The organism is Bosea sp. 29B, from assembly GCF_902506165.1.
GTDB lineage: Bacteria > Pseudomonadota > Alphaproteobacteria > Rhizobiales > Beijerinckiaceae > Allobosea.
The window spans coordinates 4,814,891-4,828,437 of record NZ_LR733817.1 but is presented as its reverse complement, the minus strand read 5'-3'; the positions used below and the strand labels follow the sequence as shown (position 1 = coordinate 4,828,437).

At 66.7% G+C, this 13,547-nt stretch carries 16 protein-coding genes; 1 reads left to right on the top strand and 15 read right to left on the bottom strand.

Annotated elements, in window-relative coordinates; all coding sequences use genetic code 11:
- Positions 1 to 36 precede the first annotated feature (36 nt).
- Complete coding sequence (locus GV161_RS23445; RefSeq protein WP_152014339.1) at positions 37 to 1,395, bottom strand: outer membrane protein transport protein; 1,359 nt, start codon at positions 1,393 to 1,395, stop codon at positions 37 to 39.
- Positions 1,396 to 1,860: 465 nt separating this feature from the next.
- Between GV161_RS23445 and GV161_RS23440 the strand changes: the two genes are divergently transcribed.
- Positions 1,861 to 2,709 (top strand): fumarylacetoacetate hydrolase family protein, encoded by an 849-nt coding sequence (locus tag GV161_RS23440; protein ID WP_152014338.1) that lies wholly within the window; start codon positions 1,861 to 1,863, stop codon positions 2,707 to 2,709.
- 491 nt (positions 2,710 to 3,200) lie between these two features.
- On the opposite strand, the gene argC is transcribed toward GV161_RS23440, so the two are convergent.
- The 14 genes from argC to GV161_RS23370 all read right to left on the bottom strand — a co-directional run bounded on the left by argC (position 3,201) and on the right by GV161_RS23370 (position 13,474).
- Positions 3,201 to 4,133, bottom strand: a complete 933-nt coding sequence (gene argC, locus GV161_RS23435; protein WP_152014337.1) for an N-acetyl-gamma-glutamyl-phosphate reductase — start codon at positions 4,131 to 4,133, stop codon at positions 3,201 to 3,203.
- Between the two features lie 478 nt (positions 4,134 to 4,611).
- The gene (speB, locus tag GV161_RS23430; protein WP_152014336.1) at positions 4,612 to 5,568 is read right to left on the bottom strand and encodes an agmatinase; all 957 of its coding nucleotides are present in this window, start codon (positions 5,566 to 5,568) and stop codon (positions 4,612 to 4,614) included.
- Positions 5,569 to 5,589: 21 nt separating this feature from the next.
- The gene (locus tag GV161_RS23425; protein ID WP_152014335.1) at positions 5,590 to 5,868 is read right to left on the bottom strand and encodes a hypothetical protein; all 279 of its coding nucleotides are present in this window, start codon (positions 5,866 to 5,868) and stop codon (positions 5,590 to 5,592) included.
- A gap of 112 nt (positions 5,869 to 5,980) precedes the next feature.
- Positions 5,981 to 6,736, bottom strand: a complete 756-nt coding sequence (locus GV161_RS23420) for an SDR family oxidoreductase (protein WP_152014334.1) — start codon at positions 6,734 to 6,736, stop codon at positions 5,981 to 5,983.
- Between the two features lie 47 nt (positions 6,737 to 6,783).
- Positions 6,784 to 7,767, bottom strand: a complete 984-nt coding sequence (locus tag GV161_RS23415) for a TRAP transporter substrate-binding protein (RefSeq protein ID WP_152014333.1) — start codon at positions 7,765 to 7,767, stop codon at positions 6,784 to 6,786.
- Entirely contained in the window at positions 7,758 to 9,620 is a 1,863-nt protein-coding gene (locus GV161_RS23410; protein WP_152014332.1) for a TRAP transporter large permease subunit, read from the bottom strand. Before GV161_RS23410 ends, GV161_RS23415 begins: the two co-directional genes overlap by 10 nt.
- A 19-nt stretch (positions 9,621 to 9,639) precedes the next feature.
- The gene (locus GV161_RS23405) at positions 9,640 to 9,954 is read right to left on the bottom strand and encodes an NIPSNAP family protein (RefSeq protein WP_092157056.1); all 315 of its coding nucleotides are present in this window, start codon (positions 9,952 to 9,954) and stop codon (positions 9,640 to 9,642) included.
- Positions 9,955 to 10,198: 244 nt separating this feature from the next.
- Positions 10,199 to 10,702, bottom strand: coding sequence for a GNAT family N-acetyltransferase (locus tag GV161_RS23400; RefSeq protein WP_152014331.1), 504 nt, complete (start codon positions 10,700 to 10,702; stop codon positions 10,199 to 10,201).
- Between the two features lie 93 nt (positions 10,703 to 10,795).
- Complete coding sequence (locus tag GV161_RS23395; protein ID WP_152014330.1) at positions 10,796 to 11,053, bottom strand: hypothetical protein; 258 nt, start codon at positions 11,051 to 11,053, stop codon at positions 10,796 to 10,798.
- Between the two features lie 59 nt (positions 11,054 to 11,112).
- The gene (locus GV161_RS23390) at positions 11,113 to 11,319 is read right to left on the bottom strand and encodes a hypothetical protein (protein WP_152014329.1); all 207 of its coding nucleotides are present in this window, start codon (positions 11,317 to 11,319) and stop codon (positions 11,113 to 11,115) included.
- 89 nt (positions 11,320 to 11,408) lie between these two features.
- On the bottom strand, positions 11,409 to 11,633 hold the full coding sequence (locus GV161_RS23385) for a hypothetical protein (protein WP_091829864.1): 225 nt from the start codon (positions 11,631 to 11,633) through the stop codon (positions 11,409 to 11,411).
- 9 nt (positions 11,634 to 11,642) lie between these two features.
- A complete protein-coding gene (locus GV161_RS23380) occupies positions 11,643 to 11,891 on the bottom strand; it encodes a hypothetical protein (RefSeq protein WP_152014328.1) in 249 nt (82 codons plus the stop codon).
- A gap of 300 nt (positions 11,892 to 12,191) precedes the next feature.
- Positions 12,192 to 12,503 (bottom strand): NIPSNAP family protein, encoded by a 312-nt coding sequence (locus GV161_RS23375; protein WP_152014327.1) that lies wholly within the window; start codon positions 12,501 to 12,503, stop codon positions 12,192 to 12,194.
- A 17-nt stretch (positions 12,504 to 12,520) separates the two neighbouring features.
- Entirely contained in the window at positions 12,521 to 13,474 is a 954-nt protein-coding gene (locus tag GV161_RS23370) for a 2-hydroxyacid dehydrogenase (RefSeq protein WP_152014326.1), read from the bottom strand.
- Positions 13,475 to 13,547 lie beyond the last annotated feature (73 nt).

The window sequence follows — 13,547 nt, the reverse complement described above, 5'->3', positions numbered from 1 at the left end:
GAAGGCCGGCTCTTTCGTTAGCAGAGGACGAACCGCTCAGTTCTTGCGGACGACCGGGCGGACCGGGATCGTCTCGGCCGGATTGTCCCAACGATAGGTCAGAGCGGCGGAGACGACGTGGATATAGGGCTCGGCCTGGCCGGTATAGGACACCGCCCGCAGCGACGGATTGAAGACCTGCTGCGGATTGTTGCCGGTATAGTTCACCTTGGCCTTGTTGACGTGGATATAGGTGTAGCCGACGTCGAGCTTGAACTTCTCGGTAAGCTGGTAGCTCAGACCGGCGCTGAGCCAGAGCCGGTCGTTGTCCGAGATGAAGATCTGGCGGTTGTCGTCGTTCACGGCCGAGAGCTCATAAGCCACACCGGCGCGCAGGGTCAGGTCGCGGTTATACTTGTACTCGAGACCGGCCGAGAAGAACCAGCTGTCGTCATACTGGAAGTTCAGGCTGGTGACCGGGGTACCGCCAGCGCGGGTCACGACCGGGATGTTGCGGAAGCGGCTCCAGTTCGTCCACTCCACGCCGAGATGAGCCTGCCACTGATCGTTGATGACCTGCGAGACACCCAGCACGACCGAGTCGGGCAGGTTCAGGTTAGCCTTGACCGGAATGTAACCGGTAGCCGCACTCCGCAAGCTGCCTTCCAGCGTCTGCTTGACCGAGGAGCGGTAGGCCAAGCCGATCGTCGTGCCGTCGAACGGGGTCAGCGTGGCGCCGAAGCGATAGCCGAAATCGATCGTGTCGCCCTGGATGATGATCGGCGTCGCGGCGGCAGTGACGCCGTTGGCCTGCTTCAGGCTGGCCTTGAAATACTGCACCTGCAGCGCCGCACCGATCGAGAGCCAGTCGTTGACCTTGTAGCCGATCGTCGGGGAGACGTTGATCGTCTGCACCTTGGCCGAACGACCGAAGACCTGCGCCGCATTGACCTGGTTGTCGGGCTTCGAGCGCAGGCCGAACGGCGCGCCGGTGGTAAGACCGATCCAGAACCGGTCGGTCAGCTGCCACGACGAATAGGAGGCCGGGATGAAGGCGCCATCGCCGCCGATATTGCCCGTCCCGAGGGTGCTGCCGCCGGCGGCCTGGATCGGAACCGTGACGCCCGTGGGGGTGCGCACCGTGGTCGTCGAGGTCGGCTGATAGTCGCCGTTTGCATAGAGATAAGTGAAGTTCCACTGGCTGTTGCGGCCCGGGAACATGGTGATCGTCGCCGGGTTCCAGGCCATCGAACCCATGCCGATGCCGCCCGCCGCCGCGCCGGCATAGGCCATGCCGAGACCTTCGGCGCTCTGGCCCGAGCGGATCGCGAAGGAACTCGCCGAAGCCGCGCCGGCCGCCAGCAGCGCCGAAAGCGAGACGGTGGCGGCGGTGGTGAGTTTCAGAAGGCTCTTCATCGCGGCGTCTTCCCCAGGCTGAGGTTCTTGTTGTGGCGGTTGCGGCGAAGCAGGCCGCGGAATCTGTCATCACCATGCCGCCTGCCGGTTTCCGCCGCAATCCCGCCTTGATCGCCGCCAAATCGACTCGCTCGGCCGCCTTTCCGCATCGGCAGGGCCAAAAACGTGCAAAAAAGCCGCGTTTCGCGTGTCCCGCGGCAAAGCCGGCGACCGAAAAGATAGTTTAGATGCGAACTATCGTGGATTTTGCCATTGTGCGCCGCAGCATAAACCCAACCGCCAGCTCCGAACTCGGGCGCGCTTTCGTGAGGAGCGTTGCATAAGCGCCACAACTCCCGGCACACCCGCAAGCATGGCATGCGTCGCGGCGGGCTTGCATCGCAGGAGCAGTCCGCACAGGATCGGCGCGACCTTCGGTCTAGCCTTACACACCTTGTTTGAAACGATTGAAAAGGGGGAAACGACGTGAAACTGGTTCGTTACGGCGCATTCGGTCAGGAGAAGCCCGGCGTTATCGACTCTGCCGGCAAGCTGCGCGACCTCTCGGCGCATGTCTCCGACCTCGCCGGCGCGGCGCTCAAATCCGCTTCGCTCGCCAAGCTGAAGGCCCTGTCCCCCGAATCACTGCCGCTGGTCGATGGTTCGCCGCGCATCGGCGCCTGCGTCGGCGATGTCCGCAATTTCATCGCCGTCGGCCTCAACTTCGCCGACCATGCCGCCGAGACCGGCGCCGCGATCCCGGCCGAACCGATCCTGTTCAACAAGGCCCCGAACTGCATCGTCGGCCCCAATGACGACGTGATCATCCCGAAGAACTCGAAGAAGACCGACTGGGAGGTCGAGCTCGCCATCGTGATCGGCGATGGCGGCTCCTATATCGCCGAGAAGGACGCGATGGCCGCGATCGCCGGCTTCTGCGTCTGCAACGACGTCTCCGAGCGCGAGTTCCAGACCGAGCGCGGCGGGCAATGGGCCAAGGGCAAGGGCTGCCCGACCTTCGGCCCGCTCGGCCCCTGGCTGGTGACCCCGGACGAGATCGCCGACGTGCAGAATCTCGCCATGTGGCTCGAAGTCGACGGCGAGCGCGTCCAGAACGGCTCGACCAAGACGATGATCTTCGGCGCCGCCTATCTCGTCCACTATATCAGCCAGTTCATGCAGCTCGATCCGGGCGACGTCATCACCACCGGCACACCGCCCGGCGTCGGCCTCGGCTTCAAGCCGCCGCGCTTCCTCAAGGGCGGCGAGACCGTCGCCCTCGGCATCGAGGGCCTCGGCACGCAGAAGCAGCTCTTCAAGCCCTACACAGGCTGAAACGGCAGCGGCCGGCCGCCTTTGCAGGCGAGCCGGCCGCGACCTCGATCCAACGTCTAGAGCCGAAAGAAAAAGCGCTGCCGGGGCTGTTCGACCTCACCCCGACAGCGCTGGCAGCCGTACCCTGGCACGGCTGCTTTCAGTCCCTGAGACGCCCATTCGGGCTTGGAAACCTGAGCACTTGCGCAGATGCCGGCATCTGCATGCCGGCCGGGGCGTCAGACGCATCATCTCTTCGGACGGCGATATCGAGCCCGTCCTGAGACAGCCGCTCGATGCTCACCTCGGCGCGCTCGCGCTCAAGTCTGCGCCGGCTGCGCGCCAGACGCACGCCCAACGTATCGAATCCCGGCATCGAATCGCCCCCGCTCTCTAGCCGCCACGTTCAGCTATGATCGCTAGCAGAAATGGCCGCATCCCCCATTTGGGGGGTGCAGCCACTGTTTCGTCACGAGCAAGGCAAGATTTCGTGCGGACCAGGGAGGCTGGTGTCAGCCCTCCGGCAGGCCGAGCATCAGGCGGATATTCTGGACGGCTGCGCCCGATGCGCCCTTGCCGAGATTGTCGAGCCGGGCGACGAGTACCGCCTGGCCGAGATCGGCATTGCCGTAAACGCGCAGCTCGAGCTTGTTGGTGTCGTTGAGCGCCTCCGGCTCGAGCTTGCCGCCAGCTTCCGCCGGCAGGACGCCGACATAGGTCGAGCCGGCATAGCGCTCGGCCAGCGCCGCTTCGAGATCGACGGGCTTGGGCTTGCCCGGCAGGGTGTCGAGATGCAGCGGCACCGAGACCAGCATGCCCTGCCGGAAATTGCCGACCGATGGCACGAAGATCGGCCGCCGCTCCAGCCGCGAATAGACCTGCAGCTCGGGCAGGTGCTTGTGCTTGAGGCCGAGGCCGTAGAGTTCGAAATCGGGCGCCGTGCCGGCCTCATAGGCTTCGATCATGCTCTTGCCGCCGCCGGAATAGCCGGAGACCGCGTTAACGGTGATCGGATAGTCGGCTGGCAGCAGGCCGGCATCGACGAGCGGGCGCAGCAACGCGATGCCGCCGGTCGGATAGCAGCCGGGGTTGGCGACGCGGTTGGCATTGGCAACCTTCTGGGCAAAGCCCGGCTCCAGCTCGGCGAAGCCATAGGTCCAGTCCGCTGCGACGCGATGGGCGGTCGAGGCGTCGACGATCTTGGGAGCGTCGCTGCCGAGTTCGTCGGCGAGCGCGACGGATTCCTTCGCTGCATCGTCGGGCAGGCAAAGCACGACGAGATCGACATCGGCCATCATCGCCTTGCGGGCGGCAGGATCCTTGCGCTTGTCGGGATCGATGCTCTTGACCACGACCTCCACCACATCGGCGAGGCGCTCGCGGATGCCGAGCCCGGTGGTGCCGGCTTCGCCGTCGATGAAGATGGATTTCAGGTTCTGGCTCATCGGACCCTCGCAAGGCGTCTGGTGGAAGCGGGCGGAACTGGTTGGCTGGCTTTGGAACTTGGCCTTGTCGCAAAACCGGACATCAGTTTTGCGACGGGCATAAAAAAACCGCGCTCTGGGCGCGGTCGCGGGCGTTCGGGCTAGAAGCCGAGCGTCATCGCGGGCGCGCCGGGGCGGCTTGTTCACTGCGACGTCGGGTCGGGTTCGTGGTCATGCGGGGCTATATGTTCCGGGCGGAGACAGCTGTCAATGATGGGGCACTGGAACCGCAACGCAAACTCCTCTCCTGGAAGGAGAGGAGTAGAGGTGAGGTGTTCGAATTGGAAACGTTGGCTGGAACCTAACCGCGCGGTGAGCGCTCACGGCACTGGTCTTACCGCCCACACCTCACCCTGCCCTCTCCTTCCAGGAGAGGGTTCCCCGCGCCTCGATATCGCAACGTTCGGAATCACATGGCGGCCGAAGCTGCCACCCCAATTCAACCCGCCTTCTTCAGCGCCAGCGCCTGCAGATAGTGCTGCGCCACCGCCGCTCCGGCGATCGCGGTCGCGTCGGCATGGTCATAGGGCGGCGAGACCTCGACGATGTCCATGCCGCGGAAATCGAGATCGCGGATCGCCCAGACCAGGCGCAGCGCGTCTGCCGAAGAGAAGCCACCAGAGACGGGTGTGCCCGTGCCGGGCGCGAAGGCTGGATCGAGTGCATCGATGTCGAAGGTGAGATAGGCCGGCCCCTGCCCGACCCGCTCCCTGATCCGCGCCGCGATGCCTTCTACGCCGAGGCCATGCGCTTCATAGGCGTTGAGCACCTCGATGCCGCAATCGCGCGGCGCGACTGTGCGGATGCCGACCTGGATCGAACGATCCGTGTCGATCAGCCCCTCGCGCACCGCCTCGAGCACGAAAGTGCCGTGGCTGATCGCGCCGACGCCGTCGTCCCAGGTGTCCTGATGCGCGTCGAACTGGACGATCGCGAGCTTGCCGTGGCGGGCGACATGGGCTCGCAGCAGCGGCAGGGTGATGAAATGATCGCCGCCGAGCGTGACGAGCTGGGCGCCGCTGGCGATGATCGCCGCAGCCTCGCTTTCGATCGCCCGGGCGCAGCCCTGCAGGTCGCTGCGCGGAAGCAGGCAATCGCCATAGTCGACCACGGCGAGCGTCTCGAACGGATCGACCCGCGAGGGATACTGCAGATCGCCGTCGAAGATCGCGCTGACGCGGCGCATCGCCTGCGGCCCGAAGCGGGTGCCGGGCCGGTTCGAGACAGCGAGGTCGAACGGCACGCCCCAGACCACCGCATCGCAGCCGGCGACGTCCTTGCTGTAGCGGCGCCGCATGAAGGAGAGCGCGCCGGCATAGGTTGGGTCATGCGCCGGGCCCTTGCGGTCGCCGGTGAAGGCGTGGTCGATCGGCGGGATCTGAGCAGATTCGGTCATGTCAAAAAATCCGTCGGAAAATCAGCGCCGGCCATTCAGCCAGACATAGAGGCACCAGGGCAGGATCAAAGCGAGCCCGGTCAGGACAAGCCGCAGCGTCGTCCAGACGACCGGATATTGCAGCGCCCTGCCGTCGAGCTCCGGCACGCCATGGATCAGGCCGAGCGCAAAGGCCGGGGCCAGGAAGACGATCAGCGCGTTGACGATCCGACGGCCGCGCGGCAGGTCGCTGCGCGCCAGCGCGAGCAGCGCCGGCACCGCGACCATGCCGAAGGCGATCAGGACAAACAGGGCGCGCATGGCGGCTTCCGGTTGAACAGGACGGCAGCCGATTTAGCACGCCACGGCTCCGGCTCCAGCCGTCTGCGGCTGTTCTTGCAGCCGATTCTGTCGTTTGAGCGCCCAGAGTGACTTATCGCCCGCCACCGACCCGGATGATCGAGCCGACCATGTAGGACGCGGCCTCGGAGAGCGCGAACAGCACGGCTTCGGCGATCTCCTCCGGCTCGGCGACGCGCCGCAGCGGGATCGTCGGCGCTATGCGGTCGACGCGGCCGGCATCGCCGGCCGAGAGCGCGTGGATCTCCGTCCGCGTCATGCCGGGCGATACCGCATTGACGCGGATGCCGGCCGGGGCGAGCTCGATCGCCAGCCCCACGGTCATGGAATCGACTGCCGCCTTCGAGGCAGCGTACCAGACGTATTCGTTGGGCGAGCCGAGCCCGGCCGCGATCGAGGAGATGTTGACGATGGCGCGGTTCTTCGCGCCCTCGTTGGCGAGCAGGGCCTGCGCCGCCTCGCGCGCCACCAGGATCGCGCCGGTGACGTTGAGGTCGATGCAGGCGCGGATGACCTGCGGATCCGACTTGGCGAGCGGGCTGCTTTTGCCGGTGATGGCAGCGTTGTTGACCACCGCGGTCAGCGGACCGAGCGCCGCCTTGGCCTCGGCGAAAACGCGAGTGATGTCAGCGAGGTTCGCCATGTCGCCCTGGATCGCGACCGCCCTCGCCCCAGCTCTGCCGCAGGCTGCGACGACATCGGCCGCCGCCTGCGCATTGCCCTGATAGTTGACGGCGACGTCATAGCCGCGCTCGGCGGCAAAGCGGCAGATCGCAGCGCCGATGCCGCGGCTGCCGCCGGTGACGAGAAGGACGGGACGGTCGGACATGCGGACGGCTTTCCTGTGACATCAATTGGAATGGATGGCGGCCGGACTCAGGTGCTGCTGGCGATCGCCTCGATCTTCTCCAGGCCGCCGAGCTTCGGCGCGAAGGAAGCCCAGACCTTGCGCGCGCCGGCCTCCCAGCCGGGACGATCCTCCGGCTGCACGACCTTGCCGCCCTCGGCCTTGGCCTTGGCCATCGAGGCGTCCTCGTCGGCGACGATCAGATCGTCGAAATAGCCCGCCCCTTCCGCAGTCGCCGCGGCGAAGGCTGTCTTGTCCTCAGCAGAGAGGCCCTTCCAGAAGGGCGCAGAGACAGCAACGACACCGGTCGCCCAGATATGGCCGGTCTCGATCAGATAGGGCACGACCTCGTGCAGCTTGAAGCCGACATAGGCCGACTTGGTCAGGTCCATGCAATCGACCACGCCGGTCTTGAGCGCGTTGTAGGTCTCGGGGATCGGGATCGGCGTCGGATAGGCGCCCAAGCCTGACCAGAGCTCGGTGTGCAGCGGGCTCTGGATGACGCGGATGCGCTTGCCCTTGATGCTGGCCGGCGTGGTCAGCGGCTCCTTGGCGAGGAGATGGCGAGCGCCGTAATTGATGAAGCCGAGCACGACGAAGCCCTGCGCCTCGTATTTGCGCTTGAGTTCCTCGCCAAGCGGCCCGGCCAGCACGCGCTTCAGATGCTCCCGATCGCGGAACAGGAAGGGCAGATCCAGCAGTTGCCCGTCCGGCACCCAGGACGACAGCGCCGAGATCGTAAACAGCGAGGCCTGGACCGAGCCGAGCCTCAAGCCCTCCGCGACCTCCTTTTCGCCGCCGAGCGCGGCATTGGGCACGACGCGCAGGTCGAAGCGACCGGCTGCGCTCTGCGCGAGCTTCTGCGTGACTCGGCGCCAGATCTTCGTCTCCGGCTTGTCCTCGCCGAGCAGCGAGGCGACCGTGACCGGCCGGCCTGCGGCGATGGCGCCGCCCGACAGGATGACTGGTGCCGCGATCGAGGCGGCAGCGAAGGCGCGGCGGGTCAAAGCCATCGGAACAACTCCTTGATGGAGACAGGTAGCGACGGCCAGACTGCCACCGCAAGACAGAGGACGAAGAGCGCGACCAGCAGGCTCGCCAGCAAGGGCAGCACCGCCCGGAACACCGCAGCGGGCGATAAGCGCATGATGCCGCTGACGACAAAGACGAGGATGCCGAGCGGCGGCGTCAGCCCGTGAATCATCAGGTTGACCACCAGCACGACGCCGAACTGGATCGGGTCGAGCCCGGCCGCAATCGCGGCCGGCAACAGCAGCGGCGCCAGCAGAAGGATCGCCGCACCGATATCGAGGAAGAGGCCGGCGATCAGCAGGACGAGGTTGGAGAGCAGCATCACCGCGAGCGGCCCACCGCCGAGCGCCGTGACCAGCCCGGCCATCTGCTCGGAGACACGATCGACCGCGAGCAGGAAGGCGAAGGGCGCCGAGGCGCCGATCAGCAAGCCGACCGCCGCGGCCTCCCCCGCCGCCTTGCGCAGGGAAGCGAACACGGTCGCTCCATTCAGGCTGCGCAGCAGCAGGCAGGCGACGAGCGCGTAGGCGACGGCGAGCGCCGAGGCTTCGGTCACCGTGACCACGCCGAAGCGGATGCCGACCACGACGACGATGCCGAGCCCGATCGCCGGCAACGCGCCGATAAAGGACCGTGCCCGCTCCGCACCGCTGGCACGGGGCGCGGAATCGACGACGCCGCGCACGCTGAGATGGATGCCGATGGCGAGCGCCAGCGTGAGCGCACCACCCGCGACGAAGCCGCCGACGAGCAATGAGCCGACAGAGAGATTGGTCGCCGCCGCCAGGATCAGGAAGGCGATCGAGGGCGGGATGATGTTGTCCAGCATCGAGACGCCGGCGACGATCGCCGCCGCATTAGCGGGCGGATAGCCGCGCGCGACCAGAGCCGGTGCCATCACCTTTGCACCGAAGGCGGCGTTGGCGACCGAGGAGCCGGAGGCGCCGGAGAACAAGACACTGGCGACCAGAGCGGTCTGGGCCAGCCCGGCCCGAAGGTGCCCGACAAGGGCGGCGGCAAAGCGTACCAGCCGCTCGGCCAGGCCCCCCGCGGTCAAGAGTTCGCCGGCAAGCAGGAAAAACGGGATCGCCAGCAGCAGGAATTTCGAGACGCCCGCCACCGTGTTCTGGACGATGGCCGGCTCGGGCAGGAGGCCGCCGAAGGCGCCCGAGAGCGAGACGCCGGCCAGGAGCGCAAAGGGCAACGGCGCGCCGAGCAGGAGTCCTGCCCCGGCGGCGAGCCCGGCAATCAAGCTCGGCGTTTCGACGAAGACGCCGGTCACGCTGTTTGCCAGCCCATAGAGACCTGCACCGATCACGAGCGCCCCGAGCGCCGCCGGCCAGGATTGTGTGAGCACCGCCCGCCAGAGCACGACAACGAGCGTCAGGCCCCCACCGGCCGCGAAGGTCGCAAAGCGCAGGCTCTCGGGCAGGCCGAGCACGGTCGAGGTGCCGCCGACCAGCGCCGCGACGCTGGCGCCGCCGAGCGCCAGAACCAGCGCGCCGTGGACGGCGATCGCTTCCGCCAGAATGGCGGCGATGCGTCGCCCCGGCGCCGGCAGCAGGTTGACGACGACGTCGAGCCGCATGGCGAGCGCACTGGTCGCCGCGAGCGGCGCGCCGACGGCCACGAGCGCGACATTGAGCCAGATCGCGAGCTCATCCGACCAGACGAGGCCGTCTCCGAGCAGATAGCGGCGCGTGACGGCGGCCATCACCACGAGGAAAAGCACGGCAAGGATCGCCGCACCCAGCCATTCGAGGCCAGCCACGAGCAGAGCGAGCCTCCGTTCGCCCAGCGGCCGGAGGGGCGGGCTGGTTGGCGCAGCAGCCATGGCGGCGCCCTGCACCAGCTCAGCGCAGCGGCGAGAAATGCGTCGGCCTGAGGATCCGGCTGCGCATTTCGAGGACGTAAGGGGCCGCCTTGGCGCGGAAGACCTGCCAGCGCGGATCGGCTTCCATCGCGGCGCGCCGGCGCTCGCGATCGCCGGCATCCTCGAAGCGCCACATATGCACGACCTCATTGACGACGCCGCTATCGGTGGTGAACCAGCCGATCAGGTGGCCGAGATGGGAGATCTGCAGCTCCATCCCCTCGGCGACATAGAGGTCGAGATAGTCGCGCACATGCGCGGGCTTGATGGCGTAGGTGCGCTCGTCGAGGATCATCGTCCTGCCGGTCCTTGATGGCAAAGCCGCCCAGCGGCCGAGCGATCAGTAGCCGTCTTCATGGCAAAGCCCAACCGGCGCAGCTCCGGCCGAGCCTGCAATCGGCGCATGGCGGCGGCCCATCACAGCCGGTGAGCCGCTGTCGGTGACGGGACTTCGCGCGAGCCCCGCGTCGCGGAGAAGAATGAACTACGATCGAGCCGGCCAGGAGCAACATCTTGCTTTTTTTGAGCGACCGGGGCGCTCAGCCGCCATGCAGATAAAGATCCGCCCCGGCATCGCCACGATAGCCCGGTTCGGCCAGCACGAATCCGGCCCGTCGCAACAGATGCACCGAGGCGCCATTGGCCGGATCGACCGTCGCCCTCACCGGCGTGATGCCGCGCTCCACGGCAAAGGCGACCAGGCCGGCGAGCAATTCAGAGCCGAATCCCCTGCGCCAGCTCGTTCGCCGCAGCCCGTAGATCACCTCCTGCGTGCCGTCGTCCGGCCGGGCGAAGCCGGCCCAGCCGATCAACCCGCCGCCGGCGCGCTCGACCACAGCGCCGGTGCCGTAGCCGAAGCGTTCGAGATTGGCTGCCGAGCGCTCGATCCAGAGCGCAGCGACATCAGGCGCAAGCGGCTGCCCATCGTCGACGAAGCGATGGACCTCCGGGTCGGCAAAGAGCGCGACAAGCGACGGGGCGTCGGCCTGCATGAAAGGCCTGACGACAAGCCGCGCCATTTCAAGCTGCGATGCATGGATCATGGGGCTGACTTAAATAGCCATGGCGGCACGAACCCGGCAGGAACGGCAGCACCACACCCCACGCCCGTCAGATCGAAGGCCGGGGACCGGAGGCTATTCTTCTTCGGAGCTATAAGGTCGTTCGGCGCGGGAGATCCGCTGCCCCGCCTGGCGTTCGTAGCGGCGGTCGCGGTCGCGATCCTGCGTCATGACGCAGTTGGCGTAGGCGTCGGTGCCGCGCTGGAAGCCATAGGCGTCGCAGCGCGAGCGGTCCTCGACGATCGGGTCCGGCGTGCTCGCGCAAGCACTGAGCGCCAGGGTGAGAGCAGATGCAGCGATGATCCTCATGAGGTGAGGATGGAAATACCGCATGGCTGCTTTGGGGCGACAATCCGGCGGCTATGGGGAGAGAGCTGCGCCGGCTCACGGCGTCAGCGTTCGGTGCTCTCGACAGCGCTTTCGAGAATCCTGACAGTCTCTTCCAGGCTTTCCTTCACGCCGAGCTGGAAGTCCTTGCGGAAGGCGATGATCGTGTCGGGGGGCTGGCCCTTGAAGGTGTAGACGACACTGACCTGGTCGGGATTGACGTAGACCGGCTTGCCGTCGCTGGGCGAGGTGAATTTGCAGAGTTTTGGCACGGGTTCTCTCCGGGACGACCGAGCGATTCACCGGACCCTAGCAAAAAACGGAGGCCCCGCCCCCCTCTTAGGGAGCGGGGCCTGCAGTATCAGCGCGCGATACGGGGGCGCCCGCCGCAGAACTGCTGCTCGACCGCACGCTCGTAGCCGAGCTCGCGGTCATAGACCATGACGGTGCGCGTCAGGCAGTCGCCATCCTGCACCAGCCCTGTGTTGATGAGCCGGCCGTTGGGATCGGCGACGACGGTCGGGCCGCAGGCCGCGGCAGCGGACGCAAGGCCAAGGGCGACGATGAACTTCGCGGTACGGGTCATGTCAGCCGCTCACATATAGAGGCCGCGGCCACAACGGCGCACGCGCCGGTTCTCGTAGTAGCCGGTGTAGCGGTTGAAGACTCGCACCGTCTTGTAGAGGCAGTACTTGCCGTCGTTGCGACCGTCGTAATAGGTCCGGCCGGTATCCATGTCGACGCCAAGGAATTCGTCCTTGCCCTTCTTGCCCTGGGCGAAAGCCGGAGCGGCCGCGAGGCTGAGAGCAGCGAACCCTGCTGCGGCGATGGCTATCTTGAGCATGGCATTTCTCCTGTCTTGCGGCGGAAATGTGTCCAGCACCGCTTGCCGCGGCTTGCGTCGGTCAGTACGGTTTTCGCGCGCGCCCCGCATGTTTATCGATGGTGAGCAGCCAGATCGGCGGGCAGATCACCGCTCTTCCCCCCATGAACGCATAGCAGATCAGCTTGCGGCTTTGCTACCCGCAACGCGCCGCAATCTAGCCACGATTATGCCACGAGCCAGAATCGATGATTTCGCGAGATGTCGATGCGTGCCCGCAAGCCTATGCGTCCGACCGGAGCGTCCCGCCCGCCAAACTGGTCAGTGCGGGCTGAAGGAGGCGTAGCGCATGATCTTGACGTCCTGCTGGACGAAGGTGCCGCGGTTGCCGCGCCGGAACTCGTGCCAGGCCGGATCCGCGTCGAGCTTCGCCCGCCGCTCCTCGCGATCGGCGAGGCTGTCATAGACCCAGATATAGAGGACCTCGTTGAGCCGCCCGATCTCGCTGACGAAGACGCCGAGCAGCCGCCCAAGGTACTTTTGCTGCACCGGCAGCCCCAGCTGCCGGTAACGTTCGAGGTATTCTTCGGTCCGCCCGTGCTCGACGACATAGGTCCGGTGTTCGATGATCATGGCCAGGGTGATCCTGCTCAGGCTGATGGCTCAGGTGGGGTCAGAACGGCGCCGGAGGTGAAGAAGGCGTCGAGATTGGCGATCACCAGCGCTTCCATGGCGCGCCGCGTCTCATGCGTGCTCGCGGCGATATGCGGCAGCAGAACGACCCTGTCGCTGTCGAGTAGGCCGGCCGGTACGTTCGGCTCGTCGGCATAGACGTCGAGGCCTGCGCCGGCGATGCGGCTTGCGGCAAGCGCCTCGATCAAAGCCGCCTCGTCGACGACGCTGCCGCGCGCGACATTGATCAGGAAGCCGTCGCTTCCGAGCGCCTCGAGCACCGCCGCCGAGACGAGATGGTGCGTCGCCGGACCGCCGCTGCAGGACAGGACGAGGATATCGGCCCAGCGCGCCAGATCGATGAGGTCGGGGACGAAGCCATAGGGCACGTCGGCCTGTCGGCGCCGGCCGAAATAGCGAATGTCCATACGGAAACCGGCGGCGCGACGCGCGATCTCCCGGCCGATCTTGCCGAGCCCGACGATGCCGAGACGCTTGCCCGTCGTCTGCGTCGCGAGCGGAAAGGCACCGGCCTTCCAGCGCCCTTCGCGCACGAAGCGGTCGGCGCTCACGAGCTGCCGCGTCGTCGCCAGAATGAGCCCGAGGGCCGTATCCGCAACGCAGTCATTGAGGACATCGGGCGTGACCGCGACCTGGACACCGAAGCGGGCCGCCGCCGCCAGATCGAGCTTCTCGGTGCCGACGCCGAAGGAGGCTACCACTCCGCCGGGGATCGCCGCGAACAGCTCGGCCGAGCAGGCATGACGCGCCATGGTGACCGCGCCGGCGAAAGCGCCGTGATGGCTGGCGAGGAAGCCGGCCGGATCGGCTTCCTGCCAGAGCGGATGCACGGCGAAACGCTCGCGCGCGGCTTTGCTCAGCCCTGGCGGCAGCGGGCCGATTTCGAGAAGGCGGGGTGTTGGACTGGGCATGGTGTGTCGCGCCTCGACATCAGAACGGTATCCGCGAAGCGCCGGCGCGGGCCATCTCTGCCCTGCCCTCGGC